At 30.2% G+C, this 18,142-nt stretch carries 16 protein-coding genes; 15 read left to right on the forward strand and 1 reads right to left on the reverse strand.

Annotated features, from left to right (window positions below; genetic code table 11):
- The first annotated feature begins 176 nt into the window (after positions 1 to 176).
- From J2Z76_RS09480 to hydF, 5 genes are read left to right on the forward strand one after another with little or no spacing between them, the layout of a single operon-like run.
- Entirely contained in the window at positions 177 to 941 is a 765-nt protein-coding gene (locus J2Z76_RS09480; RefSeq protein WP_209511807.1) for an ABC transporter permease, read from the forward strand.
- On the forward strand, positions 913 to 1,632 hold the full coding sequence (locus J2Z76_RS09485) for an ABC transporter ATP-binding protein (RefSeq protein WP_209511808.1): 720 nt from the start codon (positions 913 to 915) through the stop codon (positions 1,630 to 1,632). The genes J2Z76_RS09480 and J2Z76_RS09485 overlap by 29 nt, the downstream gene beginning before the upstream one ends.
- A gap of 58 nt (positions 1,633 to 1,690) precedes the next feature.
- A complete protein-coding gene (locus tag J2Z76_RS09490; protein WP_209511809.1) occupies positions 1,691 to 2,671 on the forward strand; it encodes an NrtA/SsuA/CpmA family ABC transporter substrate-binding protein in 981 nt (326 codons plus the stop codon).
- 14 nt (positions 2,672 to 2,685) lie between these two features.
- On the forward strand, positions 2,686 to 3,762 hold the full coding sequence (gene hydE / locus J2Z76_RS09495; RefSeq protein WP_245210397.1) for a [FeFe] hydrogenase H-cluster radical SAM maturase HydE: 1,077 nt from the start codon (positions 2,686 to 2,688) through the stop codon (positions 3,760 to 3,762).
- A gap of 50 nt (positions 3,763 to 3,812) precedes the next feature.
- Positions 3,813 to 5,000 carry a [FeFe] hydrogenase H-cluster maturation GTPase HydF gene (gene hydF, locus J2Z76_RS09500; RefSeq protein WP_209511958.1) on the forward strand — a complete coding sequence of 396 codons (1,188 nt, stop codon included), beginning with the start codon at positions 3,813 to 3,815 and terminating at the stop codon, positions 4,998 to 5,000.
- 55 nt (positions 5,001 to 5,055) lie between these two features.
- Here hydF and J2Z76_RS09505 read toward each other — a convergent pair whose 3' ends face one another.
- Positions 5,056 to 5,496 (reverse strand): Lrp/AsnC family transcriptional regulator, encoded by a 441-nt coding sequence (locus tag J2Z76_RS09505; protein ID WP_209511810.1) that lies wholly within the window; start codon positions 5,494 to 5,496, stop codon positions 5,056 to 5,058.
- A 252-nt stretch (positions 5,497 to 5,748) separates the two neighbouring features.
- Between J2Z76_RS09505 and J2Z76_RS09510 the strand changes: the two genes are divergently transcribed.
- The 10 genes from J2Z76_RS09510 to J2Z76_RS09555 all read left to right on the forward strand — a co-directional run bounded on the left by J2Z76_RS09510 (position 5,749) and on the right by J2Z76_RS09555 (position 18,132).
- A complete protein-coding gene (locus tag J2Z76_RS09510; RefSeq protein ID WP_209511811.1) occupies positions 5,749 to 6,564 on the forward strand; it encodes a hypothetical protein in 816 nt (271 codons plus the stop codon).
- Positions 6,565 to 6,646: 82 nt separating this feature from the next.
- Complete coding sequence (gene dsdA / locus J2Z76_RS09515; protein ID WP_209511959.1) at positions 6,647 to 7,978, forward strand: D-serine ammonia-lyase; 1,332 nt, start codon at positions 6,647 to 6,649, stop codon at positions 7,976 to 7,978.
- Positions 7,979 to 8,244: 266 nt separating this feature from the next.
- Complete coding sequence (gene hutH, locus J2Z76_RS09520) at positions 8,245 to 9,774, forward strand: histidine ammonia-lyase (protein WP_209511812.1); 1,530 nt, start codon at positions 8,245 to 8,247, stop codon at positions 9,772 to 9,774.
- A 152-nt stretch (positions 9,775 to 9,926) separates the two neighbouring features.
- Entirely contained in the window at positions 9,927 to 11,132 is a 1,206-nt protein-coding gene (locus J2Z76_RS09525) for an ATP-binding protein (protein ID WP_209511813.1), read from the forward strand.
- Positions 11,133 to 11,230: 98 nt separating this feature from the next.
- Positions 11,231 to 11,812, forward strand: a complete 582-nt coding sequence (locus J2Z76_RS09530; protein WP_209511814.1) for an RNA polymerase sigma factor — start codon at positions 11,231 to 11,233, stop codon at positions 11,810 to 11,812.
- A gap of 13 nt (positions 11,813 to 11,825) precedes the next feature.
- Positions 11,826 to 13,046, forward strand: coding sequence for a DUF4349 domain-containing protein (locus tag J2Z76_RS09535; RefSeq protein WP_209511815.1), 1,221 nt, complete (start codon positions 11,826 to 11,828; stop codon positions 13,044 to 13,046).
- A gap of 195 nt (positions 13,047 to 13,241) precedes the next feature.
- Positions 13,242 to 14,000: an IclR family transcriptional regulator gene (locus tag J2Z76_RS09540; RefSeq protein ID WP_209511816.1), complete on the forward strand. Its 759-nt coding sequence runs from the start codon at positions 13,242 to 13,244 to the stop codon at positions 13,998 to 14,000.
- Positions 14,001 to 14,051: 51 nt separating this feature from the next.
- Entirely contained in the window at positions 14,052 to 15,254 is a 1,203-nt protein-coding gene (locus tag J2Z76_RS09545; protein ID WP_209511817.1) for a M20 family metallopeptidase, read from the forward strand.
- Between the two features lie 80 nt (positions 15,255 to 15,334).
- Complete coding sequence (locus tag J2Z76_RS09550; RefSeq protein ID WP_209511818.1) at positions 15,335 to 16,741, forward strand: YfcC family protein; 1,407 nt, start codon at positions 15,335 to 15,337, stop codon at positions 16,739 to 16,741.
- Between the two features lie 380 nt (positions 16,742 to 17,121).
- The gene (locus J2Z76_RS09555; RefSeq protein WP_245210399.1) at positions 17,122 to 18,132 is read left to right on the forward strand and encodes a 3'-5' exoribonuclease YhaM family protein; all 1,011 of its coding nucleotides are present in this window, start codon (positions 17,122 to 17,124) and stop codon (positions 18,130 to 18,132) included.
- The last annotated feature ends 10 nt before the right edge of the window (positions 18,133 to 18,142 follow it).

Consider the following 18,142-nt stretch of genomic DNA (forward strand, 5'->3'; position numbering starts at 1 on the left):
ATCTTACCTAAAGAAAGTTCTGAGGGAAGGATTTACAATTTAATTTTATAGATAAGAATCGTGCGGAGCGCATAAGGGTTTGTCCTGAATGGGAAGGCGATGGATATCATAGTAAAGATATATTCTATCCTTGTGCTTTTTTTGCACAAGGGTTATTTTTTTGTGGAGGTGTAAGCTTGAAATTTAATAATGTTATTAAGACACTGCTAATTCCTTTTTTATTAGTTCTCGTTTGGTGGATAGGTAGTTATTTAAAATTATGGAATGATTATGTATTACCAAGTCCTAATAGAGTTTTTGCGGTTTTTATAACAATGATTAAGTCTGGTGAATTAATTGAACATGTTTTATCCAGCTTATCAAGAGTGATGATTGGATTTACTATTGCATTTTTATTTGCTTTTGCAATTGGAGTTTATGCGGGTTTGTCACCAAAAAAAACAATATATTACAATTTGATTGTTGAATTTATGCGCCACGTGCCACCTCTTAGCTTAGTACCACTACTTATTTTATGGTTTGGTATTGGAGAAAAATCTAAAATAATAATAATTGTATTAGCAGCATTTTTTCCAATGTTTCTAAATATAAAAAAAGGAATAGCCTTTTGTAATTTAAAACTTTTAGAGGTAGGAGATACCTTAGGGTTTTCTAAACTTAAAAAATTTTATAAAATAGTACTTCCTTATGCCTTGCCAGATATTTTAGTTGGAATGCGAATTGGCTTTGGATATAGTTGGAGGGCTATTATTGGAGCTGAAATGATAGCTGCTGCAAGTGGTCTTGGATACCTAATTTTAGATGCTCAACAAATGTCACGTTCAGACAAAATTATTGTAGGAATATTCACAATTGGTTTAGTCGGAGTTTTATGTGATCGATTAGTTGCAATTTTAATAAATAAACTTTTGCATGGAGGTGTTAAAGATAGCTGGAGTTAAAATTGAAAACCTGTATAAAAACTTCTCTGTTGATGGAAAAGAAATTCCAGTATTAAAGAATTTGTATTTGAATATAGAAGAGGAAGGAATAACAGTTATTGTTGGGAAAAGTGGTTGTGGTAAAACTACTTTACTTAGATTACTAGCTGGATTAGAAATAGCTGATAGAGGTCAAATAACATTGGATGTTAAAGGAAAACTTGGAATGGTTTTTCAAGAGCCTAGATTAATGCCTTGGCTTACAGTGTGGAATAACATTACGTTTGGTCTCAATAAGGGGACATATACTAAGGAATTTATTGAAAATTTAATTAGTTTGGTTGGAATTAAAGGTTTTGAAATGGCATACCCTGACCAACTTTCAGGTGGTATGATGCAACGCGTTGCAATTGCAAGAGTATTAGCATATAAGCCCTCTATTATTTTGATGGACGAACCATTTGCTTCTCTTGATTATTTTACTAGAGAAACCATGCAAAAAGAATTAATAAATATTTACAAACAAAGCAAAAAAGCAATTGTATTAGTGACACATAGTATTGATGAAGCGCTAATTGTTGGTCAAAATGTAGTTGTTTTAAAGGATGGTCAAGTTTCAAATAGCTATAATTTGTCAAAGTATACATATCCAAGGGATATTTTAAATGATAATTTTGTTAAAATAAAGAAAGAAATTCTCGAAAATATATAAATAAATATAATAAAAAAAATATGAGTGTTTGACACTGCATTAAAAAAAGGAGATTAAAATGAAAAAAAATTTATTAATTACATTAGTTTTAGCTTTAATAGTAGTAACTGTAACAGGTTGCAGCACAAAAAATGAAATACCAAGCAATGGAACATCAGAAGAAGCGAAATTTTACAATGCGAGCAAAATAGCAGTAACTTATGTTAAATCACCACTTAATGTTCCTTCTATTATTGAAAAAAATAAAGGTTTTTTTCAGCAACACTTTGATGAATACAACTTACCAGTAGAATATTCAAACTTGACAACAGGCCCAGAACAGACACAGGCGCTGGCATCTGGTGATTTACAGTTTCTGAACGCAGTTGGTGCAACATCTGTAATATTGGCAGCATCTAATGGTAGCGATATCAAGATAATAAGCATGTATAGTCGTTCCCCAAAAGCCTTCATGTTATTTGCAAATGATAGTCAAATTAAGACAGCAGCTGATTTGAAAGGTAAAAAGGTTGCAGGTCCAAAGGGGACAATATTGCACGAACTATTGATTGCGTACCTAAAAACAGCAGGGCTAACTGAAAAAGATATAGAATTTATATCATTAGGTATTCCAGATTCGCAAGCTGCACTTGTATCTGGAGAAGTGGATGCTGCTTTATTAGCTGGTCCAGCAGCATATAATATTAAAAAAGCTGGTAACATGGTGTTGACTACTGGCGAGGGGTTGGTAGATGCAACAATTGTAGTTGCAACAAGTCAGAAATTTTATGATGAAAATAAGGTGCTTGTAGATACGTATTTAAAAGCACAAAAATTTACATTGGATTACATGAGAAAAAATTATGATGAAATTGTTCAAATTACAGCAGAAGAAACAGAACTTAGCATTGATGCAGTAAAGGAAATGTATACTATGTATGATTTTATTATGGAGATTACTGATAAAGATATAGAGGGAATGAAAAAAACAGAACAATTTTTATTTGATAATAAGATGATTGATAATCATGTTGATATTACAGATATACTCATTAAATAAGGAGAGAACATTCTATGGAGATGACAATAGTAGATAAGACAAAGCAAAAAAATATAGATTTAATTAACAAATTACTTCAAAAACAAATGCTTGATAAAGTTGAATTTGTCACATTGTTGAATTCCTTTACTAAGGAAATAAGTCAATATCTTTATGAAGTAGCTAGGGAGGTATCTAAAAAGCATTTTGGAAATAAAATATATTCCAGAGGACTGATTGAATTCACAAATTATTGCAAGAATGATTGTTATTATTGTGGTATTAGAAGAAGCAATAGTAAAGTAGAAAGATATCGTCTGAATTATGAAGATATAATGAATTGCTGTAGAAATGGTTATGCGTTAGGGTTTCGTACTTTCGTGTTACAGGGTGGAGAAGATTTAAACTATACGGATGAAGATATTGTTAATATTGTAAGTTCAATAAAAAAATTATATCCTGATTGTGCGGTAACACTCTCTATTGGTGAAAAATCTTATGAATCCTATTTGAAGTATTTTCAAAACGGTGCTGATAGATATTTGTTGAGACATGAAACTTCAAATGAATTTCATTATGGTAAGCTACATCCTAAGGAGTTAACAATATCCAATCGTAAAAGATGTCTTTTAGATCTTAAGAAAATAGGATATCAGGTTGGGACAGGAATTATGGTTGGTTCTCCATATCAAACTGTTGAAAACATAGTAGAAGATTTACTTTTTATGAAAGAATTAAACCCACAGATGATAGGGATAGGGCCATATATACCTCACCATGATACTCCATTTAGTGATGAAAAAACAGGTAGTTTAGATTTAACTTTATTTTTAATAGGAATTTTAAGACTTATGTTTCCAAATGCACTTATTCCTGCAACTACATCATTAGGTACTGTAGATCCCAATGGACGTGAAAAAGGAATATTAGCTGGTGCCAATGTTGTAATGCCAAATTTATCACCTGTTAATGTGCGTAAAAAGTACGAATTATATGATAATAAAATTTGTACAGGTGAAGAAGCAGCTGAATGCAAGGAGTGCTTGAGCAATAGAATGAAGAAAATTGGATATGAAATAGTGGTTGACAGAGGGGACTTTGTTCAAAAATAATAAAAGGAAATGTATAATATATAATCAAAAGTGGAGGAAAATATATGAGCATTACAGATACGCCTAGAGCCAATCAGCTGCATATTGGTATATTTGGAAAAAGGAATAGTGGAAAATCTTCATTGATAAATGCGCTCACAAATCAAGAAGTTGCACTTGTATCGGATATAGCGGGTACAACTACAGATCCAGTTTATAAATCTATGGAAATTCACGGTATAGGTCCATGTGTTTTCATTGATACAGCAGGATTTGATGATATAGGTGAGCTAGGTCAATTACGTATTGATAAAACTAAGAAAGCAATTGATAAAATAGATATTGCTATAATGGTGTTAAATGATAGTGAACTTAAAGAAGAATTAGAATGGATAGAAATTTTAAAGCAGCGTAAAATTCCTTTAATTTCAATATTAAACAAAATAGATATTATAAATAATATTGAGGATATGTGCAATGAAGTAAAACTTAAATATGATTTATCTCCAATTATAGCAAGTGCAAAAGATAAAATAGGCTTAGAAAAAATTAGAGAAGAAATTTTGAGGGTATTACCAGAAGGGTATGAAGTTAAGAGTATAACAGGAGGGCTAGCTCATATTGGTGACACTGTACTTCTTGTAATGCCTCAAGATATACAAGCACCAAAAGGACGACTTATATTGCCACAGGTACAAACTATTAGAGATTTGCTGGATAAAAAGTGTATTGTAATAAGTTCTACTGTGGATAGTTTAGACAAGGCACTAGACAGTCTTTCTAAGCCTCCTAATTTAATTATCACAGACTCACAAGTATTTAAAACAGTGTATGATAAGAAACCTCATGAAAGTAAACTAACTTCATTTTCTGTATTGTTTGCAAATTATAAAGGAGATCTGAATTTTTTTGTGGAAGGGACCAATTCAATTGAAAAGCTTACGGAAAAGTCTAAAGTATTAATTGCTGAAGCATGTACTCATGCACCATTATCTGAGGATATAGGTAGAGAAAAAATTCCTAATATGTTGCGTAAAAAGGTAGGTGAAAATCTTACCATTGAAGTGGTAAGTGGCTCTGATTTTCCAGATGATTTAACTTCTTATGATCTAATTATTCAATGTGGATCATGTATGTTCAATAGAAAATATGTTATGTCACGTATTGAAAGAGCAAGCAGGCAAGGCGTTCCTATGACTAACTATGGTGTTGTAATTGCTTACTTAGCTGGAATATTAGATAAAATTGATTTGAATTAATCAAAAGACTGCCTCAAGATAGAAATTTTATCTGCTTTGAGGCAGTCTCTTACATTTACACTTCATCATACAATGAAGATAATATCAATACAGTTGATGATTCTTTAACTCCATCAATTTTATATAATTCATCTTGAAGTGTTTTTAATTCAAGGGGAGTTGTGGCACGAATTTTCATTAGGATACACCAAGTACCTGTTACAATATGACATTCCTCAATTATTAAATTTGGAATTTTTAATTTTTTTAATTCTATAAGCATTTTATCATAATTAGTAGTTCTTACTCTTAGAGAAACCATTGCATTTGTAACATATCCGAGCTTAATCCAGTTTATGTTTGCTTTATATCCAGATATTATACCTTGATCTTCTAATTTATTGACTCTGTTATGAATTGCAGGTCTAGATAAATTTAGTCGTTTTGATAATTCTTCGTGTGAAATTCTTCCTTCTTTTTCAATAATATTTATAATTTGCATATCTAATGAGTCCATAATTGTTTCCTCGCTTTCTTGTATTTCATTCAAATCGTAAAATTATATGTTTCAAATCATACGAACAGACATAATATACCATATAAAATGACATTTTGTAAATGTTCTTTTAAAAATTTTTTTATTATTATAGTACTATACTATAAAATTATTAATTTTTTTGAATTATAATAAATTAAAATTTGTATATGGATAAAAAATTAGTTTTAGGAAATTATAGGAGTAAATATATAATAAATTTGGAGGAATTACATGAGAAACATGAAAAAAACAATAGTTATATTAATTTTTATATTATCCCTAAACCTTGTTTTTGTAGGTTGTACAAACAACGGAGAAGAAAATAATGGAAATGGAAATAATTTAAATAGAGACGAACAGACTGGAGAAAACAGTATTGGTTCACAAGGACAGGATGTTATATTAGGTAAATATAATACTCAGGGACGAATAGTTAAAATTGATGAAAGTGGAATTCACGTGCAAGTTAATGATAAAGTTGAAAAATATAATGTTGCAAATGAGAGAGCTAGCAATCATTATGTTGGTGAATATGTAGGACTGAACAAGCTTGATGGGGATAATTATGATATCTTTGCAGATGAAACATACGATTATAAGAATAGAGTTACACCAACAGGCGGCTCAATTAAAAGAGTAACAGGAACCGTTGGAGAAGTAAAAGATAATTTTGTAACTGCAGTAACAGAAATGGGTGATATGAAATTATCACATGAAGGAAATTTTAATTTAGAAAGTGGCTCTCAAGTAATGTTTGATTACATAGAGTTGCCAGACGGAAATCAAATGTTATCATATTATGATGAAGCTTCTAAAATCAATGTTGATGTTAAAGAAATATCAAGAGATGCATCTGGTATGATGATGATTTTTGCAGTTGCTTTAGATAATAAGGAATATGATATTAGGCTGGACACAGAGACTGTAACAAATTTTGCTCTTTCATCTTTAAAGGTCAATGATAAGATAATAGTTTATCCTGATGAGATGACAGGAGATGTACCAGCCGTGGTTAATGCAAAATTAATTGTTATGGCTGAAAAATAATTAGTGTATAATTATCTTGCAAATGATATAATTCTGTTAAATATAAGCGATATAATGGAATTTAATTGAGGAGGTAATTATTCTGGATAAAAATGAATTGATAAAAAGTAATAAATATCTTAAATTAGTTTCAGAATTAAAGGAAACATTGTGGATTAATGAAAAACAAAAACCTTATTTGAGAGCAGAATCTATAATAAATATAGGTACTGAACGAATTGATGATGCAGAACAAAGGTTGAATAAATTTGCACCATTAATCGAAAAATTGTTTCCTGAAACTAGATTATCCAATGGTATTATAGAATCGCCATTAAAAGAAATAAAAAATATGAAAAGAAAATTAGAAATTTGTAACAATGTGCAGATTTCAGGAAATTTACTGTTAAAAATGGATAGTCATCTTGCGATAGCCGGTTCGGTTAAGGCTCGTGGTGGAATTTATGAAGTTTTGAAATATACTGAATCTATTGCCTTGAAAAATAATTTAATTACAGAAGAGGATGACTATTCTATATTAGCAGAGAAAAAATATAAAAATTTTTTTGGTCAATATACAATACAGGTTGGTTCAACAGGAAATTTGGGATTAAGCATTGGAATAACATCAGCAGCACTTGGTTTTAAGGTTAAAGTACATATGTCATCTGACGCAAAAAAGTGGAAGAAGGACTTGTTAAGGTCTAAAGGGGCAGAGGTTATTGAATACAATAGTGATTATTCTAAAGCTGTTGAAGAAGGACGTAGAATATCTGATTTAGATTCTATGAGTTATTTTGTAGATGATGAAAATTCAATAAATTTATTTTTAGGGTACAGCGTTGCAGCAAGGCGATTAGATAAACAGTTAGAGGATATTAACATAAATGTCGATGATGACCATCCTTTATTTGTTTATATTCCATGTGGAGTAGGAGGTGCACCTGGTGGAATAACATATGGATTAAAAACCATATATAAAGATAATGTTCATTGCTTTTTTATAGAACCCACACACGCTTGCTGTATGTTAATAGGAATGGTATCAGGGTTACATGATAAAATTAGTGTTCAGGATTTAGGACTTGATGGCATAACACATGCAGATGGTTTAGCTGTAGGAAGACCATCAAAACTAATAGGAAAAATGATGGATCATATTTTAAGTGGTATATTCACAATTGATGATTATAAACTTTATGACAATATGCGTAGTCTCTATGAAACGGAAAATATTAAAATAGAGCCATCGGCATGTGCATCATTTCAAGGATTAGCAATGTTGTATTCTTCAGAGGAAGGACAAAAATATATTAAAAAAAATGGGTTGCAAGATAAAATGAATAATTCCACCCATATAGCATGGGCCACAGGAGGGAGCTTGGTTCCAGAGGAAGTTAATAAAACATTTTTAGAAACTTTCCTAAATAAATAAATATATTATTATGCTAGAATTAAATAATTGATGTTATTTTGTAAATATAATACTCAGTATGAATAAGTTTTAAAAATATGAATAAAAATTCCAATATGGTAAAATTTAGATATTGACAAAAACATTTTCATAGAATACAATTTAATAAATTAGAAAAAAATATGACAGCCTATAGATATAAGATATGAGGAGGCGAGTTTTGGTGTAATTGTTATGCCAAGATTCGCTTTTTGTTTTTTTCTAAACAAAATCTAAGGAGGCTTATTATGAATAAAGTAGTAATCACGGGGAATACATTAACATTAGAAGAAGTTGTTGGTGTTTGTAGAAAATATGATCAAGTTGAATTATCAGAATTGGCAAAAGAAAAAGTTTTGAAATCAAGAAAAATTGTGGACGATTTTGTTGATAATGAAGATGTAGTATATGGTATAACTACAGGTTTTGGAAAATTTAGTGATGTAATTATTTCTAAGGAAGAATCAAAATTGCTACAGAAAAATTTAATTATTACACATGCAGTAGGTGCAGGTAAACCATTTGCTACTGAAATTGTAAGAGGAATAATTTTGCTTAGAATTAATAATTTAGCTAAGGGTTATTCTGGTGCAAAACTTGAAACTATAGAAACTATGATTAATATGTTAAATAAAAAAGTTCATCCTATAGTTCCGGAGAAGGGTTCTCTTGGAGCAAGTGGTGATTTAGCTCCATTATCACATATGGTTCTTCCTATGATTGGTTTAGGAGAAGCTGAATATGATGGGGAAATTATGGATGGCAAGGAAGCAATGGAAAAAGCAGGTATTCCAGTTATAGAATTAACTTCTAAAGAAGGGCTTGCATTAATAAATGGAACACAGGTTATGACTTCTGTAGGAGCATTGGCTATTTATGATGCTATTAATTTGGTTAAGGCATCTGATATAGCAGCAGCACTTAGTTTTGAGGCTCAAAATGGAATTGTTACAGCTCTTGATCACAAAGTACATGATGTTAGACCTCATAAAGGGCAAATTGATTCAGCTAAAATATTGCTTCAACTTTTAGCGGATAGTCACATGACAACAAAACAAGGTGATATTAGGGTACAAGATGCTTATTCATTGAGATGTACACCTCAAGTACATGGCGCGAGTAAAGATGCTATAAATTATGTAAAAGAAAAAGTTGAAATAGAAATAAATTCAGTAACTGATAATCCAATTATATTCCCAGAAACACTAGAAGGAATATCAGGTGGTAATTTCCACGGTCAGCCAATGGCATTAAGTTTTGATTTCTTGGCAATAGCACTTGCAGAGCTTGCCAATATTTCAGAGAGAAGACTTGAGAGACTTGTAAACCCTGCATTAAGTGGACTTCCAGCATTTTTAGTTGAGCATGGTGGACTTAACTCAGGCTTTATGATTGTTCAATATTCAGCAGCAGCATTAGTTTCTGAAAATAAAGTATTAGCCCATCCAGCAAGTGTTGACAGTATACCGTCGTCAGCTAATCAAGAGGATCATGTATCTATGGGAACAATAGCTTCAAGAAAAGCAAGAGAAATATTAGAAAATGCTAGAAGAGTTATTGCAATGGAAATTATGTGTGCATGTCAAGGAATTGATTTAAGAGGTAACAAAGGTCTTGGTAAAGGTACAGCTCCAGTATACGAAGCTGTAAGAAAAGTTGTTCCAATGCTTACTGAAGATAGGCCATTGTATGAAGATATTAATAGATGTGAAGAATTAATAATAAATGAAACAATAATAAAGGCATGCGAAGAAGATGCTGGTAAAATTGAGTTTTAAAAATATTTAGCAATAAATAAGATGCAGTGGAGACAATCTATTGCATCCTTTTTTTGTTCCAGTATTTTGTAATTTTAATTATATAATATTGATTAAAATTTTTTGAGATGCTATAATATAGGACAAATCATAAAGGTGAAAGGAATAGTAATATGGCAGAAAATATATTAGCTAATTTAATAGTTTATAGAAATCTTTTGAATGATGAAATTGTAAAAAGGTATAATAATTTATATCTAGAGTACTTGAAATTTAATAGTTTAGAGAATAAGGATAGTTATTTAAATAAATATTATGAATTGTCTAGTTTAATTATTTGTAAGGGATATGATTCCATATTTGATTATGTTTCTGATAAAATACTTTCAGATGAAAACATTTTTAGCTTAGATTGTGAAAAAGGCGTATTAATAAATGACAAAATAAAGAAGGTAGTTTATCATGATGTATCTGTTTTAAAGAAGTTTTTTGAACTGCCTATAAAAGGTATGGCAAACTATGCTTCAGACATGAATAATTTTATTAATTTCAGTAATAAAGAAAGATTGACAGAAATTATTAAGAACAACAATATAGAAAAAATATACGATTATCTACAAAATGAATATACAATAAGTGGTTGTGGAAAATATAGGAATAATTATGCCTTTAGTGTTGATGCTGATGGGAAAATAGTATCGGTAGATAATTTTAATCCAGTAGAAATGGATAGCATTTATGGCTACAAAAGTCAGAAACATAAAATTATTGAAAATACTCAAAAATTTGTTTCGGGTCAATATGCACTTAATGCACTATTAGTTGGAGATAGTGGAACTGGTAAATCAACTACTGTAAAATCTCTCATACCAATGCTCAAAGATAAGAAGTTAAGGCTGATAGAAGTTGAAAAGGATAATTTATATTACATTCCTAAAATAGTTGAAACATTGAAAAATCGTGGAATGTATTTTATAATATTTATTGATGATTTGTCATTTGAAAGCAATGAAAATAGTTATAAGTATTTGAAATCAGTGGTTGAAGGAAGTATATATGAGCAGCCTAGAAATATTTTATTTTATGTTACTTCAAACAGAAAGCATTTAATTAAAGAAAGCATGATTGATAGACAAAATGAAGTTCATTTGAGAGATGCAATAAATGAGCAAACATCATTATCCGATAGATTTGGATTGACGATATTATATAGTGAACCAAATCAAAATGAATATTTTGAAATAGTATTAGGCTTGGCAGAATCATATAGTATTCATTATGATAGTAAGGAAGAGTTTCTAGCTGATGCTAAAAAATTTGCAATGCAAAATGGTGGAAGGACTGGTAGAAGTGCTGTTCAATATATTAAAACGCTATAATTAAATTATTGTTTAACTAGAGTTTTAAATATTTATTTATGTTATGGAACAATTATAGAAAAACTATCGTCTAATAAATAAGCGAACGGGGTGGAAAAATGAAAGACAATGAGCTATGGCTAATAGAACAAAGTCGGAAGGGAAATGTTGAAGCATTTGAAGAATTAATAAAGGAACATAAAAAAAGTGCATATAAAATAGCACTTAGAGTGCTTAGAAATGTAGAAGATGCAGAAGATATTTCTCAAGAAGCATTGATAAAAGTTTTTAAAAACATACAAAATTTTAATATGCAATCTACCTTTAAGGTTTGGATGTACAGAATAGTTGTAAATGCATGCCTTGACTTTAAACGCAAAAAAACAATTGATGCATATTCCCTTGATGAAACTATTAAATTTGATGGAAACAATGAAGTAAAAAAAGAAATTGAAGATAACACAAATAATCCCGACGTGATGATTGAAAAAAATTTTGATAGTAAAATGGTTAGTGATGCAGTAAATAAACTTGATGATGATTTTAAAACAATTATTATTTTAAGAGATATTAAAGGCTTTTCATATCAAGAAATTTCACAAATATTGTCTTGTAATTTAGGTACTGTTAAATCTAGATTGAGTAGAGCTAGAAAAAATCTAAAACAAATTATTGAAGAAGAAATAAAAATTCAGTACTAAGGTGGTGATAATAATGAATTGTAATGAGATAAAGGATATGCTTTCGTTATATATTGATGGAGAACTTGATGAAAATGAGAAAAAAACAGTCGAAGAACATGTCGGAATCTGTGAAAGCTGTAGAAATGAGTTAGAACAATATCAAAAAATCATAAATGTTTTACAAAATTTAATTGAAGAAGAACCGCCTAAAGGTTACTGCAAGAGGCTTCATGAAAAATTATTAAAAGCTAAGCAACAAAAGAAAATTTCTGCAAGGTCAAAATGGGTAAAATATGGAAGTATCGCAGCTGCTTTTGTACTTGTTGTATCAGTTATTTATGTATCTTCGAATTTGAGAATGGGAAGTTCTGTTAAAAATGAAAATAGTGTCGCTTATGATAGAGATATGCAAGCAACTGAGTCCCCTGCTGCACCGTCTGAAGGTGCAGAGATGTATGGTTTAGGCACAAATGATTCTAAAATTGAAGAACAAGAATCGGCTTCTGGTGGTAATAATACATTGATGAAGGCAAGTTTATCAATTGAAGAAGAGCGTAAAATTAAAATAATTAAATCAGGAAAAATTACAACTCAAACTGAAGGTTATGATTTGTTTATTAACAACCTAATATCAAAAGTTGAAGGTCTTGGTGGTTATATTGAACAAAACAATACAGATGTTAACAATTGGTATGGAGACAGGGATAAAAAAATCAAATCTGGTTATTTAAAATTGCGAGTACCAGATGAATACTTTGAAGAATTGGTTATTTATCTAGAAACAGAAAGTGATGTTTATCAAAAAAATGTTACATCTACTGATATGACTAAAGAATACTATGAGAAGGATAATCGAGTTAAAAACCTTGAACTTCAAGAGACTCATTTGAGAGAGTTGTTTGCAAATGCAAAAACAGTTGAAGAAACACTTCTTATAGAAAATGAATTACGAAGAGTAAGGACAGAAATTGATGCACTAAACATTAATTTATCAGATATTGATGATAGAGCATCGATGTCTACAATTTCATTAGAGGTTCAAGAAGTATTGAAGGCAAACTTAAGTATGTCAGATAGAGATAATGTTTGGGAAAGAGCAAAGGAAGGATTTGTTAATACTATAAATGGAATAGTTGATGTTACAGAGAATATAATTATATCATTAATTTCCGTAACACCAATATTAGTTCCGGCTTTGATTATATTAGTTATAGTATGGATTAAACTTAGAAAAAACAAGACAAAATCATAAAAACACATATTATAAATCAAAAAATATGTATTTGATAGATGTAGAATATATAAACAAACAAAAAAAGGGATTAAATAATCCTTTTTTTGTTTGACTTTTTTTATTAAGTATTGTACAATATGAATAATCAATATATGAACGTTATGTTCGTATGTTGAACATATAAAATTACATTATATAATGGATGGTGAGTCATTGGATAACATAACTAGTTTAGAAAAAGCTATAAAAATATTAGAAATATTGGAAAAACCTCCATATTCGTATAAGGTTACTGAGTTAAGTAATTTATCAGGATTAAATAGAACTACTGTACATAGGCTTTTGTCAACATTAGAAAAAGCAAAATTTGTTATTAGAAATGAAGATACTAAGGAATATAAAATTGGACCATCTATATATCAAATGGGATGTATATATCTTGATAATTTTAATTATAAAGATATGATTTTAAAAATCCTTGAGGATATTTCTAAACAAACTGAAGAATCTGTAGGGTATGCGGTTTTAGAAGGCGATACAGTTCTATCTTTATATGAAATTGAAATAAATCAACCGCTAAAAATGAATTATAAACCAGGTCTATATTATCCTATAAACAGAGGATGTTATGGGAAATGTCTGATGGCTTATAACGAACCAAAATTAGTAAGAAAAATTTTGCAAAATCAAAAATTCGAAAAAATAACTAAATATACATTAACTGAACCAGATGAAATAATCAACGAGTATCAATTAATTAGAGAACAAGGATATGTAGTCAGTTATTGTGAAGTTACTTCATATGCAATAGGAGTTGGAGTTCCTGTATTTAATTCTAAAGGGAAGGTTAAAGCATGTGTAGCTGTATCGTTTGTTAAAGGTAGTAATAAAAAAAGTGATATGGTAAAAATTGAAAAAATCTTAAATATTTTAAAGTCATATTCAGAAGAATTTACTAAGTATATTCTTTGATAATATATTTTTCATGGAATTTTCAATAAATCATAATAGGAGGCTTGAATTATGAATGAAAACATATACAAAAAACTAAAAAACAATATATCTGAGGAGGAATTAATAAATTTCATTGAGAATTTAGTAAAAATACCAAGTTATAATGGAATTGTAAATCAAGAAACCAAAGTTGCTGAACATATTCAACAAATATTTTTAAAAGAGGGAATAGATTCAGAAATAGTACCAGTAATAGACGGTAGAAGTAATGTAATTGCTAAAATCAAAGGAAATGGTAAAGGTAAAACATTATTACTAACAGGGCATATGGATACTGTACCACCATATGATATGACAGAACCATTTGAAATTAAAAATGACGGAGATAGACTAGTTGCTCGAGGGGTTGTTGATATGAAAGGTCCTTTAGCATGCATGATATATAGTATGATTTCTTTAAAAAGGGCAAACGTTAAATTAGATGGCGATATAATTTTTGCTGGTGTAATCGATGAAGAGGAAAAAAGTCTAGGGACGATAGATTTGTTAGAAAGAGGAGTTGTGGCAGATGCAGCTATAGTGGGCGAACCTACAAATCTTAATATATGTGTTGCTCATAGGGGTTTGGAGTGGTTTGAACTTCAGTTTCATGGAAAGACTGTCCATGGTGGAGCACAAAAGGAAGGTATAAACGCTATTCTATCAGCATCTAAATTTATTCAGAAAACTGAAGATATACTAATTCCTAAAATAGAGAAGGAAACCCATAGTATAATAGGAACTTCATCTATGAATTATGGAACTATAAATGGTGGAACTCAGCCAAGCACTGTTGCTGGTGAGTGTGTTATGAAGTTTGATAGAAGATGGGTTCCAGGAGTTAAATATGATGATGTAGTTAATGAATATAAGGATGTTATAAAAGAACTTTCAAATAATGATAATAACTTTAAATGTACACTTAAAGTTGTTGATGAAAGTGTAATGAAAGAGGGATATGTTCATGAATCAATGGAAACAGATATAAATCATCCAATAGTAAATATTACGAAATATATAACCAATGAAGTCTTTAATATATCACCAGAGATTACATATTTTCCAGCATGGTCAGATGGAGGGCTTTTAAGTAGTTATGGGAATATTCCAACGATTGTATTTGCTCCTGGCGATTTAACAACAGCCCATTCTTCTGTTGAACAATTAGAAATAAAACAAATATTACCTGCGACACTAATATATGCTTTAATTGCAATAGAGTATTGTAAATAAATGTATATATTAAGTATAAAAATTACTTAGAAAAGGAGGATTGAAAAAACTTAAATATAATATAAATAAGGAGGAGTAAAATGTCTGATGTTATAAACAAAGAAAAAAAGAAAAAATTCCCACATGTGTACGTTATTTTGTTAACAGTTGTTGTTATTTGTGCGATTTTGACATACTTTGTACCAGCTGGTCAATATGATATGGTAGAAAATGCTGATGGTAGAATGGTAGTTAATCCTGATTCTTTTCATTATGTTGAAAGTTCACCAGTTAGCTTTTTTGGAGTATTAAACTCTGTACCAAAGGGAATGGTGGAGACTGCTGGAATAATATTTTTTATATTTATTGTAGGTGGCTCATTTGCAGTAATACAAGCTACTGGTGCTATTGAAGCTGGGCTGGGAAAAATTACAAAGACCATGGCAGGAAAAGAGAAAGCAATCATTCCAATTGTAATGCTTGTTTTTTCACTAGGAGGAGCTATTTTTGGCATGGCGGAAGAAACATTGCCATTTATACCGATAATGGTTACTTTATCTATTGCTTTAGGATTTGATTCTTTGACAGGAGTTGGAATAGTGCTAGCTGGAGCAGGTGCTGGATTTGCAGGCGCGTTTATGAATCCTTTTACTGTAGGAGTTGCTCAAGGAATAGCAGGACTTCCACTTTTTTCTGGAATGGGTTTTAGAATAATAGCTTATTTAAGTGTAGTTTCTGTAGCAATTGGATTTATGTATATATACGCGGGACGTGTTAAGAAAAATCCTGAACTTAGCAGTATGTATGAATTCGATAAAACTAGAGAAGATATTTTAGATTTAAATAAAATTAGGGATTTAAATTTAAATGATAAACTTGTATTATTAGCCGTGGGTTTGACAATAGTTTTGCTTGTATTTGGTGTTGTAAAGTATGGATGGTACATACAAGAAATATCTGCTTTATTTTTAGGAATGGCAATTGTAGTTGCTTTGTTAGGTAAACTAGGATTTAACGGATTTGCAGAAAATCTTGTTGATGGAATGGCAAATATGGCAGGTGGAGCCTTAGTAGTAGGTTTTGCAAGAGCCATACTTGTAGTTTTGACTGAAGGTACAATTTTAGATACAATATTATATGTTACTTCAAATGCTGTATCGAATTTGCCTTCCTCTCTTACTGCTCTTGGAATGTATATTTTTCAGTGCTTGCTTAATTTCATTGTTCCGTCTGGAAGTGGGCAAGCGGCAGTTTCAATCCCTATAATGGCGCCATTGGCAGATTTAGTAGGGGTAACAAGACAAACTGCTGTTTTAGCATATCAATTTGGTGATGGAATATCCAATATATTTACACCTACATCGGGTTATTTTATGGCTGGATTAGCTCTTGCAAAAGTACCTTGGAATAAGTGGGCAAAGTGGATTATACCTATGATATTATTAGAGTATCTTGTTGGTGGAATATTTGTATTCATTGCTCATTATATACAATTCGGACCATTTTAATAGTCTATATACAAAAAGAGGGTTCTATCCCTCTTTTTTGTATACTAGGAAACCTCTTATCATAGTATACAAAATATTGATACTAAGAAGATGAACATAGGATCATCCTAATGTAAGTCGCGTAGCAATTCTTTTAATAGATATAACTAATTTCATATACCCTATGAGTTATGTTAAAAATTTATTTATACATCCAAGATAATATGGTATAATATATTTATTATGATTTAATTATTGCAATGGCTAGTTTAATATTACCATATGCAATGTTTTTAAAGGTTTTGGATTATTAATTGTAAAGAGTTTATGTTATTCATATTGAATAATTCTAAATAATGTATAATAATAGAAATATAAAATAATTAATGAGAGGTAAATTAATGGGACAGGCGAGTATAGGTGATATATTAAAGGAAAAAGAAAAAGAACAAATGAGAAATTTAGTTGCAACACAGAAAAAAATAATAGAGCTAAAAGCAGGTGAAAAAATAGATGCTTTCTATCTTATTAAAAGTTTTGATGTAAAAAAAACAACTGCAGGCAAGCAATATATAGATATAAATTTAGTTGATAAATCCGGAGAAATAAACGCTAAAATATGGGAATACTCCAAAGAAACAGACAATTTAGTTTCTGAAAGTAGCATTGTAAAAGTTAGAGGAGAAGTACTGGAATGGAATGGAACTAAACAGCTTAAAATTAATAAAATCAGAGCAAAACTTCCAACTGAAACTTTAAAAATATCTGAACTAATTCCATCAGCTCCTGTAGAATCTTCAGAAATGCTCCAAACAATAAAAATGTATGTAGAGAAAATTGAAGATGTTCAAATTAAGCTTTTAGTTAACAATATACTAGACAAATATAATACTAAACTTTTATATTATCCTGCTGCAAAGAAAAATCATCATTCATATATGGGAGGTCTTTTATATCATAGTATGAGGATGCTGCAGTCTGGAGAAAAGCTAGGACAAATATATAAATTTTTGAATATGGATTACATATTTGCTGGAGTAATTCTTCATGATGTATGCAAAATTTTAGAGATGGATTCTGATGAGTATGGTGTGGTTTCTGATTACACTATGGAAGGAAAGTTATTAGGACATATAATACAGGGCATTAAGGAAATAGAAATAGAAGGTGAAAAAATTAGTATAGATAGAGAAAAAAGCGTAATACTTCAACACATGGTGCTGTCACACCACTATGAGCCTGAGTTTGGAAGTCCTAAGAAACCTATGACACCAGAAGCTGAAATTCTTCATTTTTTAGATGTAATTGATGCAAGAATGTTTGATTTTGAACATGCATTGCAAGGTGTGGAACCAGGGTCATTCACAGATAAAATTTGGCTACTAGACAATAGAAACCTATATAAACAATAGGAGGGATTTT

Origin of the sequence: Sedimentibacter acidaminivorans, assembly GCF_017873955.1 — a bacterium.
Taxonomy (GTDB): Bacteria; Bacillota; Clostridia; order Tissierellales; family Sedimentibacteraceae; genus Sedimentibacter; species Sedimentibacter acidaminivorans.